Source organism: Klebsiella sp. 10-1 (assembly GCF_009758445.1).
Taxonomy (GTDB): Bacteria; Pseudomonadota; Gammaproteobacteria; order Enterobacterales; family Enterobacteriaceae; genus Klebsiella; species Klebsiella scottii.
Map to the genome: position 1 here is coordinate 296,742 of NZ_WQRE01000007.1, position 26,787 is coordinate 323,528.

Consider the following 26,787-nt stretch of genomic DNA (forward strand, 5'->3'; position numbering starts at 1 on the left):
GAAGATGAATAATGCCTTTAAAGATGCGCTGCAGGCCGGGCGCCCGCAAATCGGCCTGTGGCTGGGACTCTGCAGCAGCTACAGCGCCGAGCTGCTGGCCGGCGCCGGATTCGACTGGCTGCTGATTGACGGTGAACACGCGCCGAACAGCGTGCAGACGGTGCTGACCCAGCTGCAGGCGGTGGCGCCTTACGCCAGCCAGCCGGTCGTGCGCCCTTCGTGGAACGACCCGGTGCAGATTAAACAGCTGCTGGACGTCGGGGCGCAAACCCTGCTGGTGCCGATGGTGCAGAACGCCGACGAAGCGCGGCTGGCGGTGAAAGCCACGCGCTATCCGCCGGCCGGCATTCGCGGCGTCGGCAGCGCCCTGGCCCGCGCTTCGCGCTGGAACCGCATCCCGGATTATCTCCATCAGGCCAACGACGCCATGTGCGTGCTGGTGCAGATTGAGACCCGCGAGGCGCTGAAGAACCTGCCGCAGATCCTCGAGGTTGAGGGGGTGGACGGCGTGTTTATCGGCCCGGCGGATCTCAGCGCCGATATGGGCTTCGGCGGCAATCCGCAGCATTCGGAAGTGCAGGCGGCGATCGAAAGCGCCATCGTGCAAATCCGGCGGGCGGGCAAAGCGCCGGGCATTCTGATGGCCAATGAGCAGCTGGCAAAACACTATCTTGAGCTCGGCGCGCTGTTTGTCGCCGTCGGCGTCGACACCACCCTGCTCGCCCGCGCCGCCGAAGCCTTAGCCGGGCGCTTTGGCGCCAGCGGAACCGCAGCCCAGTCCGGCGTCTATTAACGCCAAATCGCGACCCTACAAAAATTCCCATTAGAGGAAAGACCATGAGCGACACATCATCAGCCATTCCGGAGACGCGCGATCCCGCCAATCAGCACAAGCAGCTGACGGCGCAGCAGCAGTCGGTTATCAATAAGCTGTTTCGCCGCCTGATCGTATTTTTGTTCGTGCTGTTTATCTTTTCATTCCTCGACCGCATCAATATCGGCTTTGCCGGACTGACGATGGGCCAGGATCTGGGGCTGAACGCCACTATGTTCGGCCTGGCCACCACGCTGTTTTACGCCACCTACGTTATCTTCGGTATTCCGAGCAATATCATGCTCAGCATCGTCGGCGCCCGCCGCTGGATAGCCACCATCATGGTGCTGTGGGGGATCGCCTCCACCGCCACGATGTTCGCCACCGGCCCCAAAAGCCTGTACGTGCTGCGTATGCTGGTCGGGATCACCGAGGCCGGCTTTCTGCCCGGCATTCTGCTCTATTTAACCTACTGGTTTCCGGCATTTTTCCGCGCCCGCGCCAACGCCCTGTTTATGATTGCCATGCCGGTGACCACCGCCATCGGTTCGATTGTTTCCGGCTATATTCTGTCGCTGGACGGCCTCTTCAACCTGCACGGCTGGCAGTGGCTGTTTTTGCTCGAAGGGTTCCCGTCGGTGCTGCTGGGCATCATGGTGTGGTACTGGCTGGATGACTCCCCGGCAAAAGCCAAATGGCTGACCGCAGAGGACAAAAAGTGTCTGCAGGAGATGATGGATAACGACCGGCTGACGCTGGTACAGCCGGAAGGCGCCGTCAGCCACCGCGCGATGCAGCAGCGCAGCCTGTGGCGCGAAGTCTTCACGCCGATCGTGCTGATGTACACCCTGGCTTATTTTTGCCTGACCAATACCCTCAGCGCGATCAGCATCTGGACGCCGCAGATCCTTAAAAGCTTTAACGAGGGAAGCAGCAATATCACCATCGGCCTGCTGGCGGCGATCCCGCAGATCTGTACCATTCTGGGGATGATTTACTGGAGCCGTCATTCTGATAAATGCCAGGAGCGCAGGCACCATACCGCCCTGCCGTATCTGTTTGCCGCCGCCGGCTGGCTGCTGGCCTCGGCGACCGATCACAGCCTGATCCAGATGCTGGGGATCGTCATGGCCTCTACCGGCTCCTTTAGCGCAATGGCCATTTTCTGGACCACGCCGGATCAGTCGATCAGCCTGCGCGCCAGGGCGATCGGTATCGCCGTGATCAACGCCACCGGCAATATTGGATCGGCGCTAAGCCCGTTTATGATCGGCTGGCTGAAGGATCTGACCGGCAGCTTTAACAGCGGCCTGTGGTTTGTCGCCAGCCTGCTGGTGATTGGCGCCGTGATTATCTGGGCTATTCCGATGAAAGCCTCGCGCCCGCGCGCCACGCCTTAAGGAGCGGCTATGCCCCAGCGTTCGATCGCCAATATCGATATCAATAAAGAGTACGATGAAAGCCTGGGCACGGAAGACGTGCACTACCAGTCGTTTGCCCGCATGGCGGCCTTTTTTGGCCGCGACATGCAGGCCCATCGCCACGACCAGTATTTTCAGATGCACTTTCTCGATACCGGGCAGATTGAGCTGCAGCTCGACGATCACCGCTACTCGGTGCAGGCGCCGCTGTTCGTCCTGACGCCGCCGTCGGTGCCGCACGCGTTTATCACCGGCTCCGAGAGCGATGGCCACGTGCTGACCGTGCGGGAGGATCTGATCTGGCCGCTGCTGGAGGCGCTCTATCCCGGCACCCGGGAGGCCTTTGGCCTGCCGGGGATGTGCCTGTCGCTGGCCGATAAGCCGGATGAGCTCGCGGCGCTGGCCCACTACTGGCGGCTGATTGAGCGCGAATCGACCTCGCAGCTGGCGGGGCGCGAGCACACGCTGATGCTGCTGGCGCAGGCGGTGTTCACCCTGCTGTTGCGCAACGCCAGGCTCGACGACCACGCCGCCAGCGGCATCCGCGGCGAGCTCAAGCTGTTCCAGCGCTTTAACCAGACTATCGACGGCCACTACCACCAGCACTGGACGGTGCCGGATTACGCCAATGAGCTGCACATTACCGAATCAAGGCTGACCGACATCTGCCGACGCTTTGCCAACCGGCCGCCGAAGCGCCTGATTTTCGACCGGCAGCTGCGCGAGGCCAAGCGGCTGCTGCTGTTTTCCGATAGCGCGGTCAACGAAATCGCCTGGCAGCTGGGGTTTAAGGACCCGGCCTATTTTGCCCGTTTTTTTCATCGCCTGGTCGGCTGCTCGCCCAGCGCGTTCAGAACGCAAAAAGTACCGGTATCCTGAGTTTTTCCCGGCAGCGGCGCGCGGCGGCAAAAAACGAAAAACCGACCCGGATCACAGAACGCCATCCTGCCTGAAAAGTACCCGCCGTTGACCTAAAAGTCTCTTCACGGAACCCGCCTGAACCGCTTCAATTAAACAACAAAAAGAAAACATAAATTTAACCTTTGTACCCTAAATAATTCGAGCCGCAGCCAGATGGACGCCGCCCGAAGCATGACGGGATATGCCAATTAATACTGAAGAGGTCCCGATGAAACCTGAAGATTTCCGCGCAGACGCTAAACGCCCGTTAACCGGGGAAGAGTACCTGAAGAGCCTGCAGGACGGCCGCGAAATTTACATCTACGGCGAGCGCGTCAAAGACGTCACCACCCACCCGGCGTTCCGCAACGCCGCCGCCTCCGTCGGCCAGCTGTACGATGCGCTGCACAAACCGGCGCTGCAGGACGCCCTGTGCTGGAACACCGATACCGGCAGCGGCGGCTATACGCATAAATTCTTCCGCGTGGCGAAAAGCGCCGACGATCTGCGCCAGCAGCGCGACGCCATCGCCGAGTGGTCGCGCCTGAGCTACGGCTGGATGGGCCGCACCCCGGACTACAAAGCCGCCTTCGGCTGCGCGCTGGGCGCCAATCCGGCGTTTTACGGCCAGTTCGAACAGAACGCCCGCAGCTGGTACACCCGCATTCAAGAAACCGGCCTGTACTTTAACCACGCCATCGTCAACCCGCCGATCGACCGCCATAAGCCGGCCGATGAGGTGAAAGACGTCTACATCAAGCTGGAAAAAGAGACCGACGCCGGGATCATCGTCAGCGGGGCGAAAGTCGTCGCCACCAACTCGGCGCTGACCCACTACAACATGATTGGCTTCGGCTCCGCGCAGGTGATGGGGGAAAACCCGGACTTCGCGCTGATGTTCGTGGCCCCGATGGATGCCGAAGGGGTGAAGCTTATCTCCCGCGCCTCCTATGAAATGGTCGCCGGAGTGACCGGATCGCCGTATGACTACCCGCTCTCCAGCCGCTTCGACGAGAACGACGCGATCCTGGTGATGGATAAGGTGCTGATCCCGTGGGAAAACGTGCTGATCTATCGCGATTTCGATCGCTGTCGCCGCTGGACGATGGAAGGCGGCTTCGCCCGCATGTACCCGCTGCAGGCCTGCGTGCGTCTGGCGGTTAAGCTCGACTTTATCACCGCCCTGCTCAAGCGCTCGCTGGAGTGTACCGGCACCCTGGAGTTCCGCGGCGTGCAGGCGGATCTCGGCGAGGTGGTGGCCTGGCGCAATATGTTCTGGGCGCTGAGCGATTCGATGTGCTCCGAGGCGACGCCGTGGGTTAACGGCGCGTACCTGCCGGATCACGCTGCGCTGCAAACCTACCGCGTGATGGCGCCGATGGCCTACGCCAAAATCAAAAACATCATCGAGCGTAACGTCACCAGCGGCCTGATCTACCTCCCGTCCAGCGCGCGCGATCTCAATAATCCGCAGATCGACCAGTATCTGGCGAAATACGTGCGCGGATCGAACGGGATGGATCACGTCGAACGCATCAAGATCCTCAAGCTGATGTGGGACGCGATCGGCAGCGAATTCGGCGGCCGTCACGAGCTGTATGAAATCAACTACTCCGGTAGCCAGGATGAAATCCGCCTGCAGTGTCTGCGCCAGGCGCAGAGCTCCGGCAACATGGACAAAATGATGGCGATGGTCGATCGCTGCCTTTCTGAGTACGACCAGCACGGCTGGACGGTTCCGCATCTGCACAATAACTCTGATATCAATATGTTGGATAAGCTGCTGAAGTAATTCACAGCGGGAGGTCACAATGCAATTAGATGAACAACGCCTGCGCTTTCGCGATGCCATGTCCAGCCTGTCGGCTGCGGTGAACGTTATCACCACCGAAGGCGATGCCGGCCGCTGCGGCATCACCGCCACCGCGGTGTGCTCGGTAACCGATACGCCGCCGTCGGTGATGGTGTGTATCAACGCCAACAGCGCAATGAACCCGGTATTCCAGGGCAACGGCAGGCTGTGCATTAACGTCCTGAACCACGAGCAGGAGGTGATGGCGCGCCACTTCGCCGGAATGACCGGGGTGACGATGGAGGAGCGCTTCAGCCTCTCGTGCTGGCAAAAAGGCGTACTGGGGCAGCCGGTGCTGAAGGATTCGCTGGCCAGCCTCGAAGGCGATATCAGCCAGGTGCAGGCCATCGGCAGCCACCTGGTCTACCTGGTCGAGATTAAGAACATCACCCTAAGCCAGGAAGGCCACGGGCTGATTTACTTTAAACGTCGCTTCCATCCGGTGATGATGGCGATGGAAGCCGCGGTCTAGCCAGGCTCATTCTCCTCCCTGCCGCCAGGGGGGAGAAATTCTTGTGATCTCAATCACATATTACCCCACTGTTCATTTCCTGCCCAACCGCTTAGCCCGGCACGTGACCGCTTAACCCGCCATACAACCACTCATAGACTTACCCAACTTTACGCGCGCAAAGTTCTGGCAAGATCGTCCCCAGCATAGTGACTCAATACCTCCTCAAAATTACGTTCAGACGGCTTCGGCCAATTATTCAACTCATAACGCCAGGTTTTACTATGGATACTAAAAAACTATTCAAGCACATACCCTGGGTGATTCTTGGAATCATCGGGGCATTTTGCCTCTCGGTCGTCGCCCTGCGTCGCGGGGAGCACGTCAGCGCCCTGTGGATTGTCGTCGCATCGGTATCGGTCTATCTGGTGGCCTACCGCTACTACAGCCTGTACATCGCCCAAAAAGTGATGAAGCTCGACCCAACCCGCGCGACGCCGGCGGTCATTAACAACGATGGCCTGAACTACGTGCCGACCAACCGCTACGTGCTGTTCGGCCACCACTTCGCCGCTATTGCCGGCGCGGGCCCGCTGGTCGGCCCGGTACTGGCCGCGCAGATGGGCTACCTGCCCGGTACGCTGTGGCTGCTGGCAGGCGTGGTTCTGGCGGGGGCGGTGCAGGACTTTATGGTGCTGTTTATCTCCTCGCGCCGTAACGGTTCATCGCTGGGTGAAATGATCAAAGAAGAGATGGGCCCGATTCCGGGGTCGATCGCCCTGTTCGGCTGCTTCCTGATTATGATAATCATCCTTGCGGTGCTGGCGCTGATCGTCGTGAAGGCGCTGGCGGAAAGCCCGTGGGGCGTCTTTACCGTCTGTTCAACCGTACCGATCGCGCTGTTTATGGGGATCTACATGCGCTTCCTGCGCCCGGGACGCGTGGGCGAAATTTCGGTTATCGGTATCGTGCTGCTGGTGGCTTCCATCTACTTCGGCGGCGTGATTGCCCACGACCCGTACTGGGGCCCGGCGCTGACCTTTAAAGACACCACCATCACCTTCACCCTGATCGGCTACGCGTTTATCTCCGCGCTGCTGCCGGTATGGCTGATTCTGGCGCCGCGCGACTACCTGGCGACGTTCCTGAAAATCGGCGTTATCGTCGGCCTGGCGCTGGGCATCGTTATCCTTAATCCGGATCTGAAAATGCCGGCGGTCACCCAGTACATCGACGGTACCGGCCCGCTGTGGAAAGGTGCCCTGTTCCCGTTCCTGTTTATCACCATCGCCTGCGGCGCGGTCTCCGGCTTCCATGCGCTGATCGCTTCCGGCACCACGCCGAAGCTGCTGGCTAACGAAACCGACGCGCGCTTTATCGGCTATGGCGCAATGCTGATGGAGTCCTTCGTGGCGGTCATGGCGCTGGTAGCGGCGTCTATCATCGAACCGGGCCTCTATTTTGCGATGAACACCCCGCCGGCCGGCCTCGGTATCGTGATGCCGAACCTGCATGAAATGGGCGGCGAAAACGCCGCGATGATTGCCGCGCAGCTGAAAGAAGTCACCGTACACGCGGCGGCTACCGTCAGCTCCTGGGGCTTCGTAATTTCGCCTGAGCAGATCCTGCAAACGGCGAAAGACATCGGTGAACCGTCGGTGCTGAACCGAGCGGGCGGCGCGCCGACCCTGGCCGTCGGTATCGCGCACGTGTTCCACAAAATCATCCCGATGGCGGATATGGGCTTCTGGTACCACTTCGGTATTCTGTTTGAGGCGCTGTTTATCCTTACCGCCCTCGATGCCGGTACCCGCGCAGGCCGCTTTATGCTCCAGGATCTGTTGGGCAACTTTGTGCCGTTCCTGAAGAAAACCGATTCGCTGGTTGCCGGTATCGTGGGGACCGCGGGCTGCGTAGGCCTGTGGGGCTACCTGCTGTATCAGGGCGTGGTCGACCCGCTGGGCGGCGTGAAGAGCCTGTGGCCGCTGTTCGGCATCTCTAACCAGATGCTGGCCGCCGTGGCGCTGGTTCTTGGCACCGTGGTGCTGGTCAAAATGCAGCGTACCAAATACATCTGGGTCACCGTGATCCCGGCCGCATGGCTGCTGCTGTGCACCACCTGGGCGCTGGGTCTGAAACTGTTCAGCACCAACCCGCAGATGGAAGGCTTCTTCTTTATGGCCCAGCAGTACAAAGAGAAGATTGCCGCCGGCGGTGAGCTTAGCGCGCAGCAGATTGCCAACATGAACCATATCGTGGTGAACAACTACACCAACGCCGGTTTAAGCATTCTGTTCCTGGTGGTGGTCTACAGCATCATCTTCTACGGCATCAAAACGTGGCTCAACGTGCGTAACAATAAGGTACGTACCGACAAAGAGACCCCGTATGTGCCGGTGCCGGAAGGCGGCGTGAAGACCTCTTCACACCACTAATCCAGCTCCGTTCAGCCCCGCTTCGGCGGGGCTTTTCCGTAAATGACGCAACCCGGCATTAAAATAGCCCGCTCGACGGGCTCAACACATATCTGGAACGAGCAATGTTTGGTAACTTAGGTCAGGCTAAAAAGTACCTGGGTCAGGCGGCGAAGATGCTGATTGGCATTCCGGACTACGACAATTACGTCGAACATATGCAGACCAACCATCCGGATAAACCGTATATGACCTACAACGAATTCTTCCGCGAGCGCCAGGAAGCGCGCTACGGCGGGAGCGGCGAAGGCGGCGTACGCTGCTGTTAATGGAGGCACGCATGACACCGATTGCAGTTACCCTGCTGACCGGTTTTCTTGGCGCAGGCAAAACCACCCTGCTGCGGCACATTCTCAATGCGCAGCACGGCTTTAAAATCGCGGTGATCGAAAACGAATTTGGTGAAGTCTCCGTTGATGACCAGCTGATTGGCGATCGCGCCACCCAGATCAAAACCCTGACCAACGGCTGCATCTGCTGCACCCGTTCCAACGAGCTGGAAGACGCCCTGCTCGACCTGCTCGACAGCCGCGATCGCGGTGAGATTGCCTTCGACCGGCTGGTGATTGAGTGCACCGGCATGGCCGACCCCGGTCCGATTATTCAGACCTTTTTCTCCCATGAGATCCTCTGCGAACGCTACCTGCTGGATGGGGTGATTGCGCTGGTTGATGCGGTCCACGCCGACCAGCAGATGAACCAGTTCACCATCGCCCAGTCGCAGGTGGGTTACGCCGACCGTATTCTGCTGACCAAAACCGACGTCGCGGGCAGCAGCGAAGCGCTGCGCGAACGGCTGGCGCGTATCAACGCCCGCGCGCCGATTTACGCCGTCACCCACGGCGATATCGATCTGAGCCAGCTGTTTAATACCGGCGGCTTTATGCTGGAGGAGCGGGTGGTAAGCGCTAAGCCGCGCTTCCATTTTATTGCCGACCAGCAAAACGACGTTTCGTCGATTGTGGTGGAGCTGGACTACCCGGTCGATATCAGCGAGGTGTCGCGGGTTATGGAAAACCTGCTGCTCTCATTCGCCGAGCAGCTGATGCGCTACAAAGGGATGCTGTGGATTGACGGCGAGCCTAACCGCCTGCTGTTCCAGGGCGTCCAGCGCCTGTACAGCGCCGACTGGGACCGCCCGTGGGGCGACGACCAGCCGCACAGCACGCTGGTGTTTATCGGCATTAACCTGCCGGAAGAGGAGATTCGGGCGGCGTTTGCCGGATTGCGGAAGTAACGGTTCGCAGGAGCCCTCTTCCCGTGGAAGAGGGACAAAGCGAAGGCATCAGGCGCTATATCGTTCATTCCATGTATCACGATAGATAACGTTTCCTTCGGTGTACTTCCAGACGATCGCCTCATAGCGCAGTTCGAGCGTTTCTCTTAAGGTATTAGAGTCATTTTTAATCACAAAAATGTAAATTTAAGTTTTTGCTTGTTACTGTAGAAACATTTTCGGAAATTATTAGAAAGCGAATTAGTTCAGCCCCAATCGATATCTCCCGCCCCGTTCAATTGCTGTTTAGGCAAAAAATTAAACTTACCCTAAACGGCAAAACGTTAATCATTGACGCTGCGACAAGGTAACCAATTCACAACATCAAAAGAGCGTTTTAATAACAGTTCCGGCATAAAACCTCGACCCATATCAAATTTGCAGTCGTAAATATCACCTGTTAGGGTGTCCTCAGATTAATTTGATGACGAGGCATAAACCATGAAAAAGCTCAATATCCTTATCCTTTCTGCGCTGACCGCGGTTTCCGGCTCCGCAATGGCGATGGGCTTTACCGTCGAGCAGGGGAAAAACTTTACCAACCTCAATATGGAACTGGGTAAATCCTCCTCCGGTCTTTATGCCGAAAGCAACTGGCTCAAAAATACCGACGACGGCACCCAGACCGGCGGCGTTGGCGCGGGTTATAACCTGGAAGTTGGCCCGGTGATGCTGAATGCCGGCGCGAAAGCCATCTACCTTGGACCGAAAAAAGGCGATAACGGCGTGGCGTTCCCAATCGGCGGCGGCGTTAACGTTGCGCTGACCGACAGCATCCACGTATTCGGCGAAGGTTATGCCGCGCCCGAAGGCCTGAACAATAGCGTGAAAAACTACGTTGAAGCCAACGGCGGCGTGAGCTGGACTCCGATTACTCCGGTGACGCTGAAAGTAGGTTACCGTCACGTGAGCGTCGACGGGAAAGACGGTCGTCCGAACCACACCCTGATTGACGGCGCCTATATTGGCGGTGGGGTCACCTTCTGACAACGTCGATAACAGTAAAAAAAACCTGCCGGGCGGCAGGTTTTTTCTTTTAGCGTTCTGAGCTTACCGGCGAATCACCACCAGCTTCTGGTTCACAAACTCTCTAATCCCCAGATCCGCCAGCTCGCGGCCAAAACCGGAACGCTTCACGCCGCCAAACGGCAGCTCCGGTGCGGTATCGGTCAGCCAGTTAATATAGACCATCCCGGTCTCAATTCTTGATGCCATCCGTTTCGCCCGCTCGGTATCCTGGCTGAATATCGCCCCGCCGAGCCCATAGTGCGAATCGTTCGCCAGGCTGACAGCTTCATCGTCGTCCTTGACCACATAAATTTGCGCCACCGGGCCGAAGAACTCTTCAAAGTACGCCGGGTTATCGCGGGTGATGCCGGTCAGAATGGTCGGGGCAAAATAGTTGCCCTCGCACTGCGCCGGCTTGCCGCCAAGATGCAGCCTGGCTCCATGCTTCACCGCCTCATCGACCTGTTTAGTCAGCGTCCCGAGCGCATCTTTGGAGGAGAGCGGCCCCAGCGTGGTGCTCTCATCCAGCGGATCGCCGATCTTCACCTGACGGAACGCCTCGGTAAACAGGCTCAGGAAGCGCTCGGCGATTTTCTCATGCAGGATAAAACGCTTCGCCGCGGTACAAACCTGACCGGCGTTGTTGAGCCGCGCCTGCACGCCAGTCTTCACCGCCTTGTCGAGGCTGGCATCATCCAGCACCACAAAGACATCGTTGCCGCCCAGCTCGAGGGTCGATTTCTTGATGTGCTTCGCCGCCTGCGCTGCGACGACGCCCCCCGCTTTTTCCGAGCCGGTCAGCGCCACTCCCCGCACGCGATCGTCGGCAATAATCTTCGCCACCTGATCCTGGGAGATAAACAGATTGGTCCACGCCCCCTCCGGCGCGCCGGCCTCACGCACCAGATGGGCAAAGGTTTCCGCGCAGTGCGGAACGATGCTGGCATGCTTGGCAAGCACCGGATTCCCCGCCGCCAGGTTTGGCGCCAGAACGCGCATCAGCTGGTAATAGGGGAAGTTCCACGGCTCCACCGCCATCAGCACGCCGATCGGATGGTGTTCAACCCACGCCTCGCCGAGCTCGGACGGATACTTCACCGGAGCCAGGAACCGCTCGGCGTTATCGGCGTAATAGCGGGCGATCTGCGCGCAGAGCTTCACCTCACCGCGGCTTTGCGCAATAAGCTTACCCATCTCCTGGCTGGCAATTTTCGCCAGCTCCTCAGTCCGGCTATCGATAAGATCCGCCAGCTTGTGCAGGATCGGCAGGCGCCGGGCAATATCGCCCTTCGACCATGCGGAGTGGTAAAGCGCATCCGCCTGCTGCAGCGCCGCCTCCACGTCGGCATCGCTGTGCGGGGCGTACTCTTTAATAAGCCGATTATTTGCAGGATTCACCGTCTGATAGGCCATGTCGCATGTCTCCTTAGTATCGTCATTAATGCAGTCATAAATACCGCTCAGGACATTAAGGTTAGTAGAGCTGGCTGGACATGAAGGTAAAGTTAGGTATTTACGGAGGATTCCGGCCGGAGATCGTCAGACGATATCCGGCGGGGAACAGGCTTAACGAGGAAATAAATAATAGCGGCCAGGCCGCCTGATAAGGCCATTTGGCGACACAATCAACGCTTAGCGGCGGTAATATCGTCTTCTGACAGACCGGTAATTCGCAGCACCGTCTCCAGAGCGATGCCGTCCGCCAGCATCGTACGGGCAATGCGCAGCCCTTCGGCTCGCTGGCCCGCAATCTGGCCTTCGCGGCGCCCTTCAAGCTTACCTTTTCTACGCCCAACTTCCTGGAGTCTTTCCGCAATAGTCATCAGCCCCTCCTTATGATGCTGCGGCGCCCGCCGGGCAAGCTCACGAATAAACCTGCCAAAACGGGGGGCATCGCCGGAATATACCAGGTAATTAAACAACGTTTTTAGCTGGCCGTCATTAGTATATTCCTTAACCAAAATGACAATTAGCTGCTCAACCAGCCCCGTCAAATCGCGCTGGCGGATATGCTTTTGCATGAACTCCAGCAACGCTACGCGCCGGTGCTGGACGATCTCATCATCCGGGATCGCCGTAATATCCACCAGCGGAAAAGCGGTCGCATATAATCCGCGGGCATGAGCCGGGTGGGTAAAGCCATCCAGCCAGCACAACGAATAAGGGTAAGGCGTGGCGATACCGTGATAGAACAGCATGGGTACCACCAGCGGCAGGCGTTTATGTCCGGCATCCAGATGACGCTGCATCGCCGCAATGGCATAGCGCATCAGCCTGAAGGCCATATGGGCATCCGGCGAGCTTTGGTGCTCAATAACGACGTAAATATAGCCCTCGCCGGCGGTGGTTTTTAGCGACCAAAGCACATCGGAGTAGCAGGCGCGCAGGTCCTCCTCAATAAAACTTGCGGATTCAAGCCGTAGCGTCTCCAGGTCGCAAAGCTGGCGTAGCGAGGACGGCAGATGGATATCCAAAAAATCTCGCGCGGTATCCGTATGCCGGAGAAACTTTTTGAAAACCGCATCATGCGGCGTCGACGTTGAGCCTTTATGCATGGTAAATGGCCTGCGCGGAGGGACACTAAAACGACTCTACCCGCCGGTAGCCCAGCGCACACGCCGCCGCTTATCTCTTTGCGCGCCGGGACGGAAGATATTTTTATCCGGCGGTAATAACGACAATTTTTTGCCTGCCCGCTCGCAGAACGCCCCCGGAGACAGGCGTCAGCGGGCGTGCTATAAATTCTTAATCCCTTCGCCGCAGGAGCTTTCGTGAACCACACGCGCGATATCCCACAAACCTTCTGGCGCGACGCAACGCTCCCCTGGCTGGAGCTGCGCAGCACCTGGCGCAGCCGCCAGGCGTATAAGCGCCACAGCCACCCGCAGCTTTCTCTGGGGGCAATTATTGCAGGTGAAACGCGCTGCATCTGCAACGGACGGGAGTACCTGCTGCGCCCCGGCGACCTGATAGCGATCCCGCCCGGCGCGCCGCACAGCTGTAATCCCCTCTCGGGACGGCCGCGCAGCTATCATATGCTCTATCTCGACGTTGACTGGTGCCTGGCGCAGCTTCCTGCCCTTTCCGGCGCCGTGCGGCTTGCCGCGCCGCAGCCGATGCTTCGCAGCGCCGATATTTTCCTTCAATATCAGCATATTGTTCAGCTTACGCAGCAGCAGCGGATCGCCGAGCTGCCCACGGCAATCGCGCGGCTGCTGCGGGAGCTGCCGCTATGCCCGACGCCGCCGGAAATCCTTCATAGCAGCAGCGCACGGCTGCTCGACAGAGTGACGGCGAGCCTGCCGGTACCGCTTTCTCTGGATACGCTGGCCGACGAATTTGCGCTGCGCAAAGAGACCCTGATTCGCACCTTTAAGCAGGACACCGGCCTGACGCCGGCCAGCTTTATCAACATGGCGCGGATCGAGTACGCCAGGCGCCGCCTGCGCGCCGGGGATGAGATAGCCGACGTCGGCTATCAGGCCGGGTTTGCCGATCAGAGCCACTTCCATAAAACCTTCGTCAGCTACACCGCCGCCACGCCGCGCCAGTACGCCCTTGGCCGATCAATATCAGACAATAATTAGCGCCCGGCCTGACGTAGGGTGATCTCAGATTAATTCCGAGGTCACTATGGACATGTTTACTGCGCTTTTCCCGGCCGCGTTTCCCGCGCTGGCGCTCTCCCACTTCGTTGCCCTGCTCAGTCCCGGGCCAGATTTCTTTCTCCTGATGGGTTACGCCATTCGCTATCGCCTGCGCGGTAGCGCCGGCCTGTGCGTTGGCATTGCGCTGGGCAACGGGCTGTATATTGCGATCGCCATCGTCGGCTGGAGCATGGTGCGCCACGCCCCGCTGCTGTTTAGCGCGATCGCGCTGCTGGGAGCGGCCTGGCTGCTGTGGCTCGGCAGCCAGCTGTGGCGGAGCCGGCCCGGCACGTTCACCCTGGAGGCGGCTGCGGCCCGGCGGCCTTCGCTTGCCAGACAGCTGCTGCTGGGGCTGGCTTCGGCGCTGCTTAATCCCAAAAATGCCCTGTTTTATCTCGCGCTGATGACCACCCTGCTTGGCCCGCAGGTGACCCTCGCCCAGCAGATAACCTGCGGAGTCTGGATGACCAGCGTCGTGCTGCTGTGGGATTTACTGCTGGTATCGCTGATCGCCCTGCCGCAGGTGCAGCGCCGCCTCGGCGCCGTCATCTGGCGGGTTGAACGGGCGGCGGGCGCGATACTGATGGGCTTTGGCGGCTGGATTATCTGGCAGTTTTTGCATGAGTTAGCCGTCAGGTTATATGCTTAAGGCTATGGAAAAACTTGCTGAACTGAAACGTGCCAAACTTCTGGCCCTGTCGCTGCTGCTCGTGGCGGCCGCGATTTTTGTCACTACCCTGCTGCTGCCACCGACGCCGTGGGTCAGCGCGCTGAAGGCTATCTCCGAAGCGGCGATGGTCGGCGCGCTGGCGGACTGGTTTGCGGTGGTGGCGCTGTTTCGCCGCATACCGCTGCCGTTTGTCTCCCGGCATACGGCGATTATCCCGCGTAATAAGGATCGAATTGCCGACAATCTCGGCTATTTCGTGCAGGAAAAATTTCTCGATACCCCCTCGCTGGTCGCGCTGATCCGCCGCTACGAACCGGCGCTGATGCTCGGCAACTGGTTTAGCCAGCCGGCGAACGCCCGGCGGGTGGGCCAGCATCTGCTGCAGGTGATGAGCGGCTTCCTCGAACTCACCGACGATGCGCGCATTCAGCGCCTGCTGCGCCGCGCGGTGCACAAAGCCATCGATAAGGTCGACCTGACGCAAACCAGCGCCATGATGCTCGAAGGATTAACCCGCGATAACCGACACCAAAAGCTGCTGGATTCTCTTATCAGCCAGCTTATCGCCCTGCTGCAGCGCGACAGTTCCCGCGCCTTTATTGCCCGCGGCATCATCCGCTGGCTGGAGACCGAGCATCCGCTCAAGGCCAAAATTCTCCCCACCGAATGGCTGGGCGAACACAGCGCCGAAATGGTCACCGATGCGGTCAATACGCTTCTTGACGAGGTGAGCCAGGATCGCACCCATCAGATCCGCCAGGCCTTCGATCGCGCGGCGCAAAAGCTGATCGATAGCCTGAAAACCGATCCGCTGATGGCGGAAAAAGCGGACAACATGAAGGCCTATCTGAAAAACGACGAGACGTTTAACCGCTATCTTGGCGAGGTGTGGGCTGACCTGCGCGGATGGATTAAAAATGACGTTAACAGCGACGATTCGCGGATTAAGCAGCGGATCGCCGAGGCCGGGCAGTGGTTTGGGGAAACGCTGGTCCATGATGAAGCCCTTCGCGAGTCGCTGAATGAGCATCTGGAGCAGGCGGCGCACCGGGTGGCGCCGGAGTTTGCCAACTTCCTGACCCGTCATATTAGCGATACGGTGAAGAGCTGGGACTCCCGCGATATGTCGCGGCAGATCGAGCTGAATATCGGTAAGGATCTGCAGTTTATCCGTATTAACGGTACGCTGGTCGGGGGCACTATCGGCCTGCTGCTGTGGCTGCTCTCGCAGATCCCGTCGCTGTTTTTACATTAGGCCGCAGACAGCGGCCCCGCTCGTCCGGCGGGGCCCTGCGGTTAGCCTATCCGGGTAAAGCCGGCCTCCAGATCGGCAATTAAATCGCCGACATCTTCCAGCCCGATATGCACCCTGACCAGCGTCCCGCTGAAATCAACCTTGCCGGCGGGGCGAATGCCGTTCAGCTCCTCGGGCTGATTCGCCAGAATCAGCGACTCAAACCCGCCCCACGAGTAGGCCATGTGGAACAGCGAGAAGTTATCGAGAAATGCCGCCAGCAGCTCATCCGTCAGGCGCTTTTTCAGCACGAAGGAGAACAGACCGGAGCTGCCCGAAAAATCGCGCTGAAAATACTCATGCCCCGGGCATTCCGCTAAGGCCGGATGGTTCACCCGCGCCACCTCCGGCCTTGCCGACAGCCAGCGGGCAATGTGAATACTGCTCTCTTCGTGCTGTTTCAGACGAACCGCCAGCGTACGCAGCCCGCGGCTGCCGTTATAAGCGGTATCGGCATCCAGCGTCTGCCCCATCAGATAGGAGTTCTCCCGCAGACGATCCCAGCAGCGGGCGTTAGACACCGCCGTGCCCAGCATGGCGTCCGAATGGCCGATGGTGTATTTGGTCCCCGCCTGAACGGAGATATCCACCCCGTAATCCAGCGCCTTAAACAGCACGCCCGCCGCCCAGGTGTTGTCGATCATGATGACGATCTGCGGATTCACGGCGCGGATCGCCTTCACCATCCCGGGAACGTCCTGCACTTCCATAGTGATCGAGCTGGGGGATTCGAGGAATACCACTTTGGTTTCCGGGCGAAGCAGCCCGACAATACCGGCGCCAATCAGCGGATCGTAATACGTGGTCTCTACCTTGAATTTGCTGAGGATCTTATTGCAAAAATCCTGCGTCGGCTCATAGGCCGCGCCGGTCATCAGGATATGGTCCCCGCTTTCGACAAAGGCCAGAATCGCGTTGGTTACCGCCGCCGCGCCGCAAGGATAGAGCGCACAGCCCGCTCCACCCTCCAGTTCGCTCATCGCCTGCTGAAAAGCAAAATGGGTGTAGGTCCCGCGACGACCGTAGAACAGCTCGCCGTTGGCGCGATTGGCGGTGGCGAATTTTTTATCCTTCACCGTCTCAAACACCAGCGACGAAGCGCGCTGGATCACCGGGTTGACCGCCCCCTGGGTGTAGCGTTTGTCACGTCCGGCGATGATTAACTGCGTTTCGAGCTTGAGTGAATTTTTCATAACCTCTCCTGTAACATCCTTTTATCGATGCGAAAATTTATACGGTTGCGGCCCCAGGCTTCAGTTCAGCATGCCCCTGCTTTTTTCCGGCGAATCGCTCCACAATCTGCGCCGCGTTCAAGTCATGAATCACGTTTATCAGCGTGGCCGGGGCGTCGGTGATGGTGCCCAGCACCACCAGCATCGGGATCGCCTCCATCGGCAGACCGAGGGTGGTGACGATAAAGATTTCCCCAAGGAACGCGCCGCCCGGTATGCCGCCAACGATGATGGCGGAGAGCACGGCGATCAGCATCGTCAGGAAAAAGGTCTCGGTGGTGAACTCCATACCCAGCACCGAATAGATAAAAACGATCTTCAGCGCGGCAATCATCGCCACGCCGCCTTTATTCAGGTTGACCAGCAGCGGAATGGAAACATCGACGATTTCCGGGTTAATCCCCATCGCCTTACCCGCCCGCAGCGTCACCGGCAGCGTCCCGAGCGAGGAGCAGGTCCCCAGCGCGGTGGCCGACGGCTCTACCGCATGGCGCCAGAAGGCCTTCACCGCCGGCATGCCGCCGCCGATCCAGGAATAGAGAATGGAGCCGAAGATGAAGTAGACCAGCGTGGCGACCATAAACAGGCCAATGGCGCGGGCAAAAGTCAGCAGCAGCGCGGAGTCCTGGCTGGCCATCGTTGCGGCGAAGTAGCAGCCAAGGCCAAGCGGGGCGACTTTCATCACGATCGAGACGATCTTCATGATCACGGTATTGGCATCTTCCAGCAGCGAGGCTATTCGTTTGCCCGCCAGTTCCGATTGCCCAATGGCGATCCCGGCGATAATGGCCATCACGATCAGCGCCAGAATATTGGACTTAGAGAACAGCCCGATAAAATCGCTGGTGGTGATCATGCTGACAAAATCCATCTTGCCGCTGCCCGCCTGCACCGACTGCGAGAGATCGATAGTCACGCCCTGCGCCGGATTGAACCATAATGCGAGGGCGACGATGCCGGCGGCCGGAATAAAGGCCATAGCGATCGAAACAATAAAGATAATCGCCATAATACGCCCCAGCCTTTTCAGGTCAGTCATTCTGGCGATAGACGACATCACGCTGATTCCCACCAGCGGAACGATAATCATAAATAACAGGTTGAGAAATATCTGTCCGATTGGCTGCAGCGTACTGGCGAAGCCCGGAGCATAAATACCGACCAGGCCGCCAATCGCCAGCGCGCTTAATAAAACAAGAGAGGATTTGTAGGGTTCGAGTCGTGACCACATAATGGGTACCTTTTAATTAAAATTATATTAAATGAGATAAAATTCACAATTCGATGACTTCTGGCCGCGTCTCATTTTATTTTGTGACGCAACTCACTAAGTTGTTATTATTTCATTTTGCCAGCAAGTAATTTCCTGTGATTCAATAGTTGCATGTTTCAAATGCGAATGTAACGGCCCATTCGTACCGTTTTTGCAAATCACTTGTGAATTAAAGGAAACAATGAGCGCGCCAGTTTCATTAAAACATCTGGAGTTTTTTATCAAAATCGTCGACTGCGGGGGATTATCGGAAGCCGCAGCCCAGCTCAACGTCTCACCCTCTGCGGTCAGTAAAAGCCTCGCCGCGATGGAGGATACGCTGGGTACAACCTTAATTAAGCGCACCACCCGCAGTATTACCCTGACCGATGCCGGGCAATATCTATTTAATCGCGCCAATAAATTACTAAAAGAGTTTGATGACACCCTAAATACCACCTCAGGCTATTATCACAGCCCGCAGGGTGAATTACGCATTACCTGCTCAATTGCCTTTGGCTACTCCCGACTGGTCAACCTGGTGGATAAATATCGCAACCAGTACCCGGACGTGAATCTTTATATCGATTTAAACGATAATTTCGTTAACCTGAATGAAACCGATTTCGATATCGCGCTGCGTATTTCCGCCGCGCCGCCGCAAAACTACGCGATGCGCAAACTGGTATCGATTCGCTGGGCATACTGCGCTTCACCGGGATATCTCGCTAAAAAGGGCATGCCCGTGCGGCGCAGCGATCTGGTGAATCACGACTGCCTGGTCTATCCCGGCCTGACGCCGGCGATCAGGGTCGCAGACGAGCAGGACCGTCTGCATCAGTTGAAGCTGCATATGCCCATCCAGGCCAACAGCAGCCTGGTGCTGTTGAAATCGGTATTAGAAGATCAGGGCGTGGCCTATCTGCCCACCTATTTAATCGGCGATCATATTCGCAAAGAAGAGATCACGCCGCTGATCCTCGACGGCACGATCGCCTGTGAAACGCATGCGCTGTATGCGCTCTATTTTCCCAGCAAATACAGCAATCCTAAGGTACGATCGTTTATCGACTTTCTGGTGACAGAGTTAGGCCCGTTACCGGCCTGGGATAGCTGGATCCCCAGCTGAGTTTGCCGTCAATCCAGAGCACTTTTTAAGGAGTAAAAATGGCTGAAATTAACCTGACCCCCGGCGAGCGCGAGCAGCTTCGCGAAAAGCTATGTACCTACTGCGAAAGAAATTTTGACCTTGAGCTTGAGCAGTTCGATGCCGAGTTCTTCGTTGATTTTATCGCCGAACAGCTGGGGCCCCTGTTTTATAACGCCGGGATTGAGGAAGCTATTCGCACCCACGTGGCCTACAGCGAGCGGATCCAGGAAGAGATGGATGCGAAGAAAGTGTTCTGATTGCGCCCCGCAATATGTCGCTATCGGCGGGAGATCAATAAACACACACTATTGACATGGTTATAATGCGGGCTCTTTCATTATCTCCCGTGTACGGGGAAGGAAAACCATGTCGCTGATTACCGATCTACCCGCCATTTTTGACCAGTTCTCCGAGGCCCGCCAGAAGGGCTTTCTCACGGTGATGGACCTGAAAGAGCAAAATATCCCCCAGGTCGGAACCTACTGCACCTTTATGCCGCAGGAGATCCCGATGGCGGCAGGCGCGGTGGTCGTCTCGCTGTGTTCAACCTCCGATGAAACCATCGAAGAGGCGGAAAAAGACCTGCCGCGCAACCTCTGCCCGCTCATTAAAAGCAGCTACGGGTTTGGCAAAACGGATAAATGCCCCTACTTCTATTTTTCCGACCTGGTGGTGGGTGAAACCACCTGCGACGGCAAAAAGAAAATGTATGAATACATGGCCGAATTCAAGCCGGTTCACGTGATGCAGCTGCCGAACAGCGCCAGCGACGATGCTTCCCGCGCGCTGTGGAAAACCGAGATCCTGCGCCTGCAGCGGGTGATCGAAGCCCGCTTTGGCCACAAAATCACCGAAGCCGCGCTGCGCGACGCCGTTCGCCTCAAGAACCGCGAGCGGCGGGCGCTGGCGAACTTCTATCGCGTCGGGCAGCTCAATCCTCCCGCGCTCAGCGGCAGCGATATCCTGAAAGTGGTGTACGGCGCGACCTTCCGCTTTGATAAAGCCGCGCTAAGCGACGAGCTCAACGCGATGGCCGATCGCGTGCGCCAGCAGTGGCAGGATGGCCAGCGGCTGGCGGCTCGCCCGCGCATTCTGATCACCGGCTGCCCGATTGGCGGCGCGGCGGAAAAAGTCGTGCGCGCCATTGAAGAGAACGGCGGCTGGGTGGTGGGCTTTGAAAACTGCACCGGCGCCAAGGCGACCGAGCGCTGCGTGGAGGAGACGGGCGACGTCTACGATGCGCTGACCGATAAGTATCTCGCCATCGGCTGCTCGTGCATCTCGCCAAACGACCAGCGCTTAGCCCTGCTTAGCCAGATGGTTGACGAGTATCAGGCCGACGGCGTGGTGGATGTCATCCTGCAGGCCTGTCATACCTATGCGGTTGAATCAATGGCGATTAAGCGCCACGTTCGCCAGCGGCATAACCTCCCCTACATCGCGATTGAGACCGACTATTCGACGGCGGACATCGGCCAGCTCAGCACCCGCGTCGCGGCCTTTATTGAAATGCTGTAAGGAGCGCGCGTGACTTTTACGGTAGGCATTGATTCCGGCTCCACCGCCACGAAAGGCATCCTGCTGAAAGAGGGCGTTATCCAGCGACGTTTTCTCTGCCCGACGCCCTTTCGCCCCGCCGACGCCATCAACGAGGCGTGGCAAACCCTCAGCGCCGGCCTTGCCGAGCGGCCATTTTTAACCTTAACCGGCTACGGCCGCCAGCTGGTGGATTTTGCCGATAAGCAGGTGACGGAGATCTCCTGCCACGGTCTCGGCGCGCGTCTTCTGGCGCCCGCCACCCGCATGGTTATCGATATTGGCGGTCAGGATAGCAAGGTTATCCAGCTCGACGACGACGGTAATCTCACCGACTTCCTGATGAACGATAAATGCGCGGCGGGAACCGGGCGCTTTCTGGAGGTTATCTCGCGCACCCTCGGCGCCAGCGTCGGGGAGCTGGATAGCCTCACCGAAGGCGTCGAACCGCATGCAATCACCAGTATGTGCACGGTATTTGCCGAATCCGAAGTGATTAGCCTGCGCTCGGCGGGCGTCGCGCCGGAAGCGATTCTGGCCGGCGTGATCAACGCCATGGCCCGCCGCAGCGCCAACTTTATCGCCCGTCTTTCAGCCCAGGGGCCGCTGCTGTTTACCGGCGGCGTCAGCCGCTGCACGGCCTTTGCGCGCATGCTCGAAGGCCACGCTGGGATCGCGGTGCACACCCATCCTGATGCCCAGTTTGCCGGCGCGGTTGGCGCGGCGCTGATTGGCCTGCGTCAGAGGCGCCGCGAATGACGGAGTATCTGTTTTTATTTCACTCGACGCCGGGCGTCGTGCGTACCCGCAAGGCCCTGCAGGCGGCGGGGATCGCCTTCCAGGTGAAAGATATTCCGCGCCAGCTGCGCGGCGGCTGCGGCCTGTGCATCTATCTCAGCTGCCTGCCGGGAGAGGAGCAGCGGTGGGTTATTCCCGGCGCCACGGAGGCGATTTATCGCTACGTTGCCGCAGAGTGGCGCTGTATCGCCACCTTTCCGGCCTGATCCTATTCGGTAATAACGAACCGCGTCGGCGCAAAGCAGTTCAGGATGCGGTGGACGAGAAACACCAGCGTCAGCGTGACGATAAGCGAGATCGTGACCGAGCTAATACGGTACAGATCGCTGAAGATCAGATCCTGATCCGGATGCAGGTTCTGACCAAACATAATGCCGATGGTGGTGATGCTGGCGAAGCCCACGCCGGCCCCCACTTTCTCCATCACGTGGAGGCGCGCGCTAAAGGCCAGGCCGAGCGCAATCAGCGGCATCATCAGCACCATATGGTTGCTGAAATCATAAATAAGCAGCTGCACCACCAGAATATAGAGACAGGCCAGCACCACGCCCACCACCCGCCAGATGGAGCTGATCACCGCGCCGCGGTAGTGCATCGGGAAGAGGATCAGGATCCCGGCCATCAGCGCTGACAGGGAATCGCTCAGATCGCAGATCTGGAAAACCACGAAAATCATTGTCGCGACGGTGCCGGAAAGCAGAGATTCATGGCGAATGCGGGCGGCATCCTTCTCAATCCGCGGCGGCGGCCGGCGCGGCTCAACGTCCGGGATCAGATAGTTCAGCAGCGCGCTGAGGGCCACCGCCATCACGCAGGCTTCGAGATTGGAAAACATCAGCGTATGCCAGTTGCTGGTGGGATAGCTCATAAAGTTGAGCATCGTGCTTTGACAGACCACCCCCATCGAGCCCAGCAGAAACAGCGGCCCCTGACTCATAAAGCGAAAACGCATCACGTAGAGGCCGAAGACCACCAGCGTCATAATCACCGGCCACTGCGACAGATAGCCGACGATCAGCACCATTTCAACGCAGTTTACCGCCGCACTGAACAGAAACTGCCGCGCGACGTGGCGGTTAAACACCGGCACCAGCGACAGCAGCATCAGCGGATAGACCACAAAGAAGACCCCGTACTGCACGTCGTAGAAGGTCGAAATGCTCAGGGCGATAGTCCCGGCGACGGCGATGCGCAGCGTCTGGCGAAAATCATTCGCCGTATAGACAATATTGTCGTGCGGCGTAAAAACCCGGGCCAGCGTATTAATAGACATAGTGCAGCAGGCTCACCAGATGGATCTGCACGCCGGCAAAGGTGCGGGCAAACGGACCGTCGCTGTTGTACAGCTGTACCGTGGCGCGGGCGCCGGTCGGCAGCGGTTTGTCCAGCGGCTCATCAAGCGCGACGTGAATACGCATCCGCTGGGCGTCACGCACCCAGCGCGTGGACTGCTCCGGCTGCGACAGCTGGCCGTTTACCTGCTCCTGGCCGGCCAAAATCCCGGCGTCGCTGCTGGTGACGTGCGCCGGATAAACTTTACCTGGCAGCGCATCAAAGACCACCGCGGCGTCGGTGTTCACGCCGGTATGGCGCAGGCTCTTTTCGCGAAAATCGGCGACGATATCCGTATGGTTGCTCACCAGCGCCAGCAGCGGCGTGGCGGCGGTGGCATACAGGCCGGGGCTAAGCTGGAGGTTGCTGACCATGCCGTCGGTTTCGGCATAGATCCGGCTCCAGGCGAGGTTCAGCTGCGCCTCTTCCAGGGCGTTGCGGTATTTTTGCAGCGTGACGTTACGCGCATCATCGCGCTCCCCGCGCTGGATCAGCAGATTCTGGATGCTGGCGTTGAGCGCGCTAACCGACTGCTCGCTGGTCTGCCAGGTGGTGCGCACCTTATCCAGATCCGACTGCGAGACGCTCTGCATCGTACTCAGGCGCTGATAGCGATCGAGAGTGACTTTGTCGTTACGGGCGGTGAACTGCGCGGTGCGCAGGTTAGCGCGAGCGGCGGCGATCTGCGCGTCCAGCTGCTGGTTGCTCAGCTTCGCCTGCTCAAAGGCGATTTGCGCCGCCTGCACTTTATTGGTAAACGGCGTCGGGTCCAGCTCGTAGAGCAGATCCCCTTTCTTCACCTGGCTGTTGTTGTGCACATAGACCTGTGCGACATAGCCGGAAACGCGCGGCGATACCGGCGTCACCACGCGCATCACCGTGGAGTCCGGCGTGAGCGGGATCCAGATATCGGCAACGATAAACCAGGCGAAGATCGCCAGGAAAGCGGCAATACTCACCCTTACCCAGCGGGCAAATTTTTGTTCTGGCGTCATCATAGTTTTTTAGATCTTGTTATCTTCTTCGCGGATTGTCCGCAAATTGCAGGCGATTTGATTTAAGGTGGCGCTGAAGGTGGCGAGCTCTGCTTCCGGGATGGTCCGGGTGACGCGGGTTTGATAAGTTTCAATCACGTGGTTCAGCTCCTCCAGTTTCGACAGGCCTTCCGCCGTCAGCGTCAGCAGGCGTATGCGTTTGTCATATGGCGATGTGGAACGCAGCAGATAGCCCTGCTTTTCCAGCTGAGTGAGGGTGCGCATCAGCGGCGGCAGTTCAATACCCTGCACCTCCGCCAGTTCGCTAACCGAGACGTTGTCCCCCAGCTGATGCAGCTGCATCAGCACCGTCCAGCTTGACTGGGTCATACCGGTATCGTTGATGGCGGCGTCGATCGTCGCGCGCCACTGGCGTACCACCATCGCCATCCGCATCCCCATCGGACGGCGGGCAAACAGTTCGTCTTCGGTCATCTTTCTTTCCTCATGTAGAACCTATCCCACCAGGCGTTATCGGCGCGGGCAGTTTGAACGCGGACAGCGCGGAGAAACCGGAACGTACAGATAGTACGTGAGGATTGACTCGCTACGCTCACCCTCCGGGCCGCGCTGAAGGGCGTTCAAAAGACTTTCGTATTTTGTCGAGCGCTGCCCAGGTTCAAAATGACAGGCAAAATAGCCCTGGTGGCCTGGCTGTGAGGAAAATAATACTTATCATGATAACTATCAAGAAACGAAGGGTGAAGAAGCATTAATTGATAAATACGGTGAATGTAATAATCCCGAGGGACGCCAGCTACCCGGTCGCGCCGGGCCTGGCGAACTGCTGGCCCGAACGGGCACGACTCGCAGCCTGCGGAGGTGCAGGCCGGGAGCCCGAACAGAACGTTTATGCCGCAGTCCGGGGAAAAGCGCATTTTTTAATTTATCTGATCCCGCCGCAGCCCGACATCTTTCAGCTGTTCGTCGCTCATTCGCTGCAAAACCCGCCTCGTTTGCCTCCGCAGCCACCATTTTTTGAACGCTCTGCCTGCCAATACGAAACCAATAAACGGCTGCCTAACCCGGTTCTCATGAAATTCCATACTCCACCTCCTCACCTTGCCAGAGGCTTTATCTTCGCGGATCCGAGGGTGAACAATACAGATTCAAAAAACCCTTTTCTTTAACATACAGATTGGCTAAAACAGTATCTGCGTGGGATTTTCCCCGCCCATCTGTACTGGTTTATCAATCTGTATGGCGACAATAAGGGATACAGCATGACGCGTTACCAACATCTGGCCAGCCTGCTGGCGGAGCGTATTGAGCAAGGGCTGTATCGCCACGGGGAGAAGCTGCCTTCGGTTCGCAGCCTGAGTCAGGAGCACGGAGTAAGCATCAGCACCGTGCAGCAGGCCTATCAGACGCTGGAACAGCAGCAGATGATCGTCCCCCAGCCGCGTTCCGGCTACTTTGTCGCCCCGCGTAAAGCCCAGCCGCCGGTACCGCCGATGTCGCGCCCGGTGCAGCGCCCGGTGGAAATCACCCAGTGGGATCAGGTTCTGACCATGCTCGACGCGCGCAATGATAAAAGCATTATCCCCTTCGGCGGCGGCTCGCCTGACGTCACCCAGCCGAGCCTGAAGCCCATCTGGCGCGAGCTGAGCCGGGTGATCCAGCATAATCTCAGCGAGGTGCTGAACTACGACGAGCTGGCCGGGCGCCGCGAGCTGCGTGAACAAATCGCCCGCCTGATGCTCGACGGCGGCTCGGTGGTCACCGCCGATGACCTGATCATCACCAGCGGCTGCCACAGCGCTCTATCGCTGGCGCTGCTGTCGGTGTGCCAACCCGGCGATATCGTCGCCGTCGAATCCCCGTCCTATTATGGCACCATGCAGCTGCTGCGCGGTTTGGGGCTGAAGGCCATCGAGATCCCCACCGATCCGGACAGCGGGATCAGCGTAGAAGCCCTGGAGCTGGCGCTGGAGCAGTGGCCGATCAAGGGCGTTATCCTGGTGCCGAACTGCAACAATCCGCAGGGCTTTATCATGCCTGACGCCCGCAAACGCGCGGTGCTGACTCTTGCCCAGCGCCACGATATCGTCATTTTCGAAGATGATATTTACGGCGAGCTGGCCACCGATTACCCGCGCCCGCGCACCATTCATTCGTGGGATATCGACGGCCGGGTGATGCTCTGCAGCTCGTTTACCAAAACTATCGCGCCGGGCCTGCGCATCGGCTGGATCGCGCCAGGCCGCTACTACGACCGCCTGCTGCAGATGAAATATGCCGCCAGCGGGACCAACGTTCCCTCCACGCAGCTGGCGGCGTCGGTATTTATTCGCGAAGGCCACTACCACCGCCACGTGCGGCGGATGCGGCAGATCTACCAGCGCAATATGGAAATTTACACCTGCTGGCTGCGGGAATACTTCCCCTGCGGCATCTGCGTTACCCGGCCGAAGGGCGGCTATATGCTGTGGGTCGAGCTCCCCGAGCACGTCGATATGGTCTGCGTCGCGAAGCAGCTGTGCCGCCTGAAAATCCAGGTCGCGCCGGGCTCGCTGTTTTCAGCCTCGGGGAAATACCGCAACTGCTTAAGGATCAACTGCGCCCTGCCGCCGATCGACAAGCACCGGGAGGTGATGGTGAAGCTGGGGGATGCGGTGAAGGTGGCGATGGAGTGAGTTTTTCGCC

At 58.6% G+C, this 26,787-nt stretch carries 26 protein-coding genes and 1 pseudogene; 18 read left to right on the plus strand and 9 right to left on the minus strand.

The genetic code is table 11. The features are described 5' to 3' along the window. Nucleotides 1-4 precede the first annotated feature (4 nt). The 8 genes from hpaI (at nucleotide 5) to yjiA (ending at nucleotide 9,149) form a co-directional block, all read left to right on the plus strand. Entirely contained in the window at nucleotides 5-793 is a 789-nt protein-coding gene (gene hpaI, locus GO007_RS23070; protein WP_095104005.1) for a 4-hydroxy-2-oxoheptanedioate aldolase, read from the plus strand. Nucleotides 794-837: 44 nt separating this feature from the next. Continuing rightward, nucleotides 838-2,214 carry a 4-hydroxyphenylacetate permease gene (hpaX, locus tag GO007_RS23075; protein ID WP_095104007.1) on the plus strand — a complete coding sequence of 459 codons (1,377 nt, stop codon included), beginning with the start codon at nucleotides 838-840 and terminating at the stop codon, nucleotides 2,212-2,214. 9 nt (nucleotides 2,215-2,223) lie between these two features. Further along, the gene (gene hpaA, locus GO007_RS23080; RefSeq protein WP_095104009.1) at nucleotides 2,224-3,114 is read left to right on the plus strand and encodes a 4-hydroxyphenylacetate catabolism regulatory protein HpaA; all 891 of its coding nucleotides are present in this window, start codon (nucleotides 2,224-2,226) and stop codon (nucleotides 3,112-3,114) included. Nucleotides 3,115-3,364: 250 nt separating this feature from the next. Beyond that, complete coding sequence (gene hpaB / locus GO007_RS23085; protein ID WP_095104121.1) at nucleotides 3,365-4,927, plus strand: 4-hydroxyphenylacetate 3-monooxygenase, oxygenase component; 1,563 nt, start codon at nucleotides 3,365-3,367, stop codon at nucleotides 4,925-4,927. Nucleotides 4,928-4,946: 19 nt separating this feature from the next. After that, a complete protein-coding gene (locus tag GO007_RS23090; protein WP_095104011.1) occupies nucleotides 4,947-5,459 on the plus strand; it encodes a 4-hydroxyphenylacetate 3-monooxygenase reductase subunit in 513 nt (170 codons plus the stop codon). Between the two features lie 263 nt (nucleotides 5,460-5,722). Next, nucleotides 5,723-7,873 (plus strand): carbon starvation CstA family protein, encoded by a 2,151-nt coding sequence (locus GO007_RS23095; protein ID WP_095104013.1) that lies wholly within the window; start codon nucleotides 5,723-5,725, stop codon nucleotides 7,871-7,873. 104 nt (nucleotides 7,874-7,977) lie between these two features. After that, on the plus strand, nucleotides 7,978-8,181 hold the full coding sequence (locus tag GO007_RS23100) for a YbdD/YjiX family protein (protein WP_095104015.1): 204 nt from the start codon (nucleotides 7,978-7,980) through the stop codon (nucleotides 8,179-8,181). An 11-nt stretch (nucleotides 8,182-8,192) separates the two neighbouring features. Then, nucleotides 8,193-9,149, plus strand: a complete 957-nt coding sequence (yjiA, locus tag GO007_RS23105; protein ID WP_041143902.1) for a GTPase — start codon at nucleotides 8,193-8,195, stop codon at nucleotides 9,147-9,149. Between the two features lie 48 nt (nucleotides 9,150-9,197). Here yjiA and GO007_RS29250 read toward each other — a convergent pair. Further along, a pseudogene (locus GO007_RS29250) lies at nucleotides 9,198-9,308 on the minus strand (type VI secretion system tube protein Hcp); the annotation flags it as partial. 321 nt (nucleotides 9,309-9,629) lie between these two features. Here GO007_RS29250 and GO007_RS23110 point away from each other — a divergent pair. After that, complete coding sequence (locus GO007_RS23110) at nucleotides 9,630-10,175, plus strand: YfaZ family outer membrane protein (RefSeq protein ID WP_032689621.1); 546 nt, start codon at nucleotides 9,630-9,632, stop codon at nucleotides 10,173-10,175. Between the two features lie 63 nt (nucleotides 10,176-10,238). Here the strand turns inward: GO007_RS23110 and GO007_RS23115 are convergent, their stop codons facing one another. Further along, a complete protein-coding gene (locus tag GO007_RS23115) occupies nucleotides 10,239-11,609 on the minus strand; it encodes an NAD-dependent succinate-semialdehyde dehydrogenase (RefSeq protein WP_095104017.1) in 1,371 nt (456 codons plus the stop codon). Between the two features lie 212 nt (nucleotides 11,610-11,821). Then, the gene (locus GO007_RS23120) at nucleotides 11,822-12,751 is read right to left on the minus strand and encodes an Rpn family recombination-promoting nuclease/putative transposase (RefSeq protein ID WP_095104019.1); all 930 of its coding nucleotides are present in this window, start codon (nucleotides 12,749-12,751) and stop codon (nucleotides 11,822-11,824) included. Nucleotides 12,752-12,967: 216 nt separating this feature from the next. On the opposite strand from GO007_RS23120, the gene GO007_RS23125 reads away from it, so the two are divergent. From GO007_RS23125 to GO007_RS23135, 3 genes are read left to right on the plus strand one after another with little or no spacing between them, the layout of a single operon-like run. Beyond that, a complete protein-coding gene (locus GO007_RS23125; RefSeq protein WP_095104021.1) occupies nucleotides 12,968-13,783 on the plus strand; it encodes an AraC family transcriptional regulator in 816 nt (271 codons plus the stop codon). A 46-nt stretch (nucleotides 13,784-13,829) separates the two neighbouring features. Beyond that, on the plus strand, nucleotides 13,830-14,492 hold the full coding sequence (locus GO007_RS23130; RefSeq protein WP_095104023.1) for a LysE family translocator: 663 nt from the start codon (nucleotides 13,830-13,832) through the stop codon (nucleotides 14,490-14,492). Next, nucleotides 14,485-15,768: a DUF445 domain-containing protein gene (locus GO007_RS23135; protein ID WP_095104025.1), complete on the plus strand. Its 1,284-nt coding sequence runs from the start codon at nucleotides 14,485-14,487 to the stop codon at nucleotides 15,766-15,768. Before GO007_RS23130 ends, GO007_RS23135 begins: the two co-directional genes overlap by 8 nt. 41 nt (nucleotides 15,769-15,809) lie before the next feature. Here GO007_RS23135 and metC read toward each other — a convergent pair whose 3' ends face one another. Next, nucleotides 15,810-17,000 (minus strand): cystathionine beta-lyase, encoded by a 1,191-nt coding sequence (metC, locus tag GO007_RS23140; protein ID WP_095104027.1) that lies wholly within the window; start codon nucleotides 16,998-17,000, stop codon nucleotides 15,810-15,812. 37 nt (nucleotides 17,001-17,037) lie between these two features. Further along, nucleotides 17,038-18,270 carry a dicarboxylate/amino acid:cation symporter gene (locus GO007_RS23145; RefSeq protein ID WP_095104029.1) on the minus strand — a complete coding sequence of 411 codons (1,233 nt, stop codon included), beginning with the start codon at nucleotides 18,268-18,270 and terminating at the stop codon, nucleotides 17,038-17,040. A 223-nt stretch (nucleotides 18,271-18,493) separates the two neighbouring features. Between GO007_RS23145 and GO007_RS23150 the strand changes: the two genes are divergently transcribed. The 5 genes from GO007_RS23150 (at nucleotide 18,494) to GO007_RS23170 (ending at nucleotide 21,981) form a co-directional block, all read left to right on the plus strand. Beyond that, nucleotides 18,494-19,420, plus strand: coding sequence for a LysR family transcriptional regulator (locus GO007_RS23150; RefSeq protein ID WP_095104031.1), 927 nt, complete (start codon nucleotides 18,494-18,496; stop codon nucleotides 19,418-19,420). Between the two features lie 38 nt (nucleotides 19,421-19,458). Further along, the gene (locus tag GO007_RS23155; protein WP_095104033.1) at nucleotides 19,459-19,698 is read left to right on the plus strand and encodes a DUF2164 domain-containing protein; all 240 of its coding nucleotides are present in this window, start codon (nucleotides 19,459-19,461) and stop codon (nucleotides 19,696-19,698) included. A gap of 109 nt (nucleotides 19,699-19,807) precedes the next feature. Continuing rightward, complete coding sequence (locus GO007_RS23160; RefSeq protein ID WP_095104035.1) at nucleotides 19,808-20,959, plus strand: double-cubane-cluster-containing anaerobic reductase; 1,152 nt, start codon at nucleotides 19,808-19,810, stop codon at nucleotides 20,957-20,959. 9 nt (nucleotides 20,960-20,968) lie between these two features. Then, nucleotides 20,969-21,736, plus strand: a complete 768-nt coding sequence (gene yjiL / locus GO007_RS23165; protein ID WP_095104037.1) for a putative 2-hydroxyacyl-CoA dehydratase activator YjiL — start codon at nucleotides 20,969-20,971, stop codon at nucleotides 21,734-21,736. Then, nucleotides 21,733-21,981 carry a putative Se/S carrier protein gene (locus tag GO007_RS23170; protein WP_095104039.1) on the plus strand — a complete coding sequence of 83 codons (249 nt, stop codon included), beginning with the start codon at nucleotides 21,733-21,735 and terminating at the stop codon, nucleotides 21,979-21,981. The genes yjiL and GO007_RS23170 overlap by 4 nt, the downstream gene beginning before the upstream one ends. 2 nt (nucleotides 21,982-21,983) lie before the next feature. Here the strand turns inward: GO007_RS23170 and GO007_RS23175 are convergent, their stop codons facing one another. The 4 genes from GO007_RS23175 to GO007_RS23190 all read right to left on the minus strand — a co-directional run bounded on the left by GO007_RS23175 (nucleotide 21,984) and on the right by GO007_RS23190 (nucleotide 25,187). Then, entirely contained in the window at nucleotides 21,984-23,048 is a 1,065-nt protein-coding gene (locus GO007_RS23175) for a DUF2955 domain-containing protein (protein WP_095104041.1), read from the minus strand. Further along, entirely contained in the window at nucleotides 23,038-24,105 is a 1,068-nt protein-coding gene (locus GO007_RS23180; RefSeq protein ID WP_095104043.1) for an HlyD family secretion protein, read from the minus strand. Before GO007_RS23180 ends, GO007_RS23175 begins: the two co-directional genes overlap by 11 nt. Before the next feature lie 6 nt (nucleotides 24,106-24,111). Next, a complete protein-coding gene (locus GO007_RS23185) occupies nucleotides 24,112-24,576 on the minus strand; it encodes a MarR family winged helix-turn-helix transcriptional regulator (protein ID WP_095104045.1) in 465 nt (154 codons plus the stop codon). A gap of 446 nt (nucleotides 24,577-25,022) precedes the next feature. After that, entirely contained in the window at nucleotides 25,023-25,187 is a 165-nt protein-coding gene (locus GO007_RS23190; protein WP_095104047.1) for a DUF1127 domain-containing protein, read from the minus strand. A 177-nt stretch (nucleotides 25,188-25,364) separates the two neighbouring features. On the opposite strand from GO007_RS23190, the gene GO007_RS23195 reads away from it, so the two are divergent. Next, the gene (locus GO007_RS23195) at nucleotides 25,365-26,777 is read left to right on the plus strand and encodes an aminotransferase-like domain-containing protein (RefSeq protein WP_095104049.1); all 1,413 of its coding nucleotides are present in this window, start codon (nucleotides 25,365-25,367) and stop codon (nucleotides 26,775-26,777) included. Nucleotides 26,778-26,787: the final 10 nt, after the last annotated feature.

Bases quoted from the DNA above. Each gene is read 5' to 3' on its own strand.
- hpaI (WP_095104005.1), top strand. From the start codon at position 5: ATGAATAATGCCTTTAAAGATGCGCTGCAGGCCGGGCGCCCGCAAATC.
- hpaX (WP_095104007.1), top strand. From the start codon at position 838: ATGAGCGACACATCATCAGCCATTCCGGAGACGCGCGATCCCGCCAAT.
- hpaA (WP_095104009.1), top strand. From the start codon at position 2,224: ATGCCCCAGCGTTCGATCGCCAATATCGATATCAATAAAGAGTACGAT.
- hpaB (WP_095104121.1), top strand. From the start codon at position 3,365: ATGAAACCTGAAGATTTCCGCGCAGACGCTAAACGCCCGTTAACCGGG.
- GO007_RS23090 (WP_095104011.1), top strand. From the start codon at position 4,947: ATGCAATTAGATGAACAACGCCTGCGCTTTCGCGATGCCATGTCCAGC.
- GO007_RS23095 (WP_095104013.1), top strand. From the start codon at position 5,723: ATGGATACTAAAAAACTATTCAAGCACATACCCTGGGTGATTCTTGGA.
- GO007_RS23100 (WP_095104015.1), top strand. From the start codon at position 7,978: ATGTTTGGTAACTTAGGTCAGGCTAAAAAGTACCTGGGTCAGGCGGCG.
- yjiA (WP_041143902.1), top strand. From the start codon at position 8,193: ATGACACCGATTGCAGTTACCCTGCTGACCGGTTTTCTTGGCGCAGGC.
- GO007_RS23110 (WP_032689621.1), top strand. From the start codon at position 9,630: ATGAAAAAGCTCAATATCCTTATCCTTTCTGCGCTGACCGCGGTTTCC.
- GO007_RS23115 (WP_095104017.1), bottom strand. From the start codon at position 11,609: ATGGCCTATCAGACGGTGAATCCTGCAAATAATCGGCTTATTAAAGAG.
- GO007_RS23120 (WP_095104019.1), bottom strand. From the start codon at position 12,751: ATGCATAAAGGCTCAACGTCGACGCCGCATGATGCGGTTTTCAAAAAG.
- GO007_RS23130 (WP_095104023.1), top strand. From the start codon at position 13,830: ATGGACATGTTTACTGCGCTTTTCCCGGCCGCGTTTCCCGCGCTGGCG.
- GO007_RS23135 (WP_095104025.1), top strand. From the start codon at position 14,485: ATGCTTAAGGCTATGGAAAAACTTGCTGAACTGAAACGTGCCAAACTT.
- metC (WP_095104027.1), bottom strand. From the start codon at position 17,000: ATGAAAAATTCACTCAAGCTCGAAACGCAGTTAATCATCGCCGGACGT.
- GO007_RS23145 (WP_095104029.1), bottom strand. From the start codon at position 18,270: ATGTGGTCACGACTCGAACCCTACAAATCCTCTCTTGTTTTATTAAGC.
- GO007_RS23150 (WP_095104031.1), top strand. From the start codon at position 18,494: ATGAGCGCGCCAGTTTCATTAAAACATCTGGAGTTTTTTATCAAAATC.
- GO007_RS23155 (WP_095104033.1), top strand. From the start codon at position 19,459: ATGGCTGAAATTAACCTGACCCCCGGCGAGCGCGAGCAGCTTCGCGAA.
- GO007_RS23160 (WP_095104035.1), top strand. From the start codon at position 19,808: ATGTCGCTGATTACCGATCTACCCGCCATTTTTGACCAGTTCTCCGAG.
- GO007_RS23170 (WP_095104039.1), top strand. From the start codon at position 21,733: ATGACGGAGTATCTGTTTTTATTTCACTCGACGCCGGGCGTCGTGCGT.
- GO007_RS23175 (WP_095104041.1), bottom strand. From the start codon at position 23,048: ATGTCTATTAATACGCTGGCCCGGGTTTTTACGCCGCACGACAATATT.
- GO007_RS23180 (WP_095104043.1), bottom strand. From the start codon at position 24,105: ATGATGACGCCAGAACAAAAATTTGCCCGCTGGGTAAGGGTGAGTATT.
- GO007_RS23185 (WP_095104045.1), bottom strand. From the start codon at position 24,576: ATGACCGAAGACGAACTGTTTGCCCGCCGTCCGATGGGGATGCGGATG.
- GO007_RS23190 (WP_095104047.1), bottom strand. From the start codon at position 25,187: ATGGAATTTCATGAGAACCGGGTTAGGCAGCCGTTTATTGGTTTCGTA.
- GO007_RS23195 (WP_095104049.1), top strand. From the start codon at position 25,365: ATGACGCGTTACCAACATCTGGCCAGCCTGCTGGCGGAGCGTATTGAG.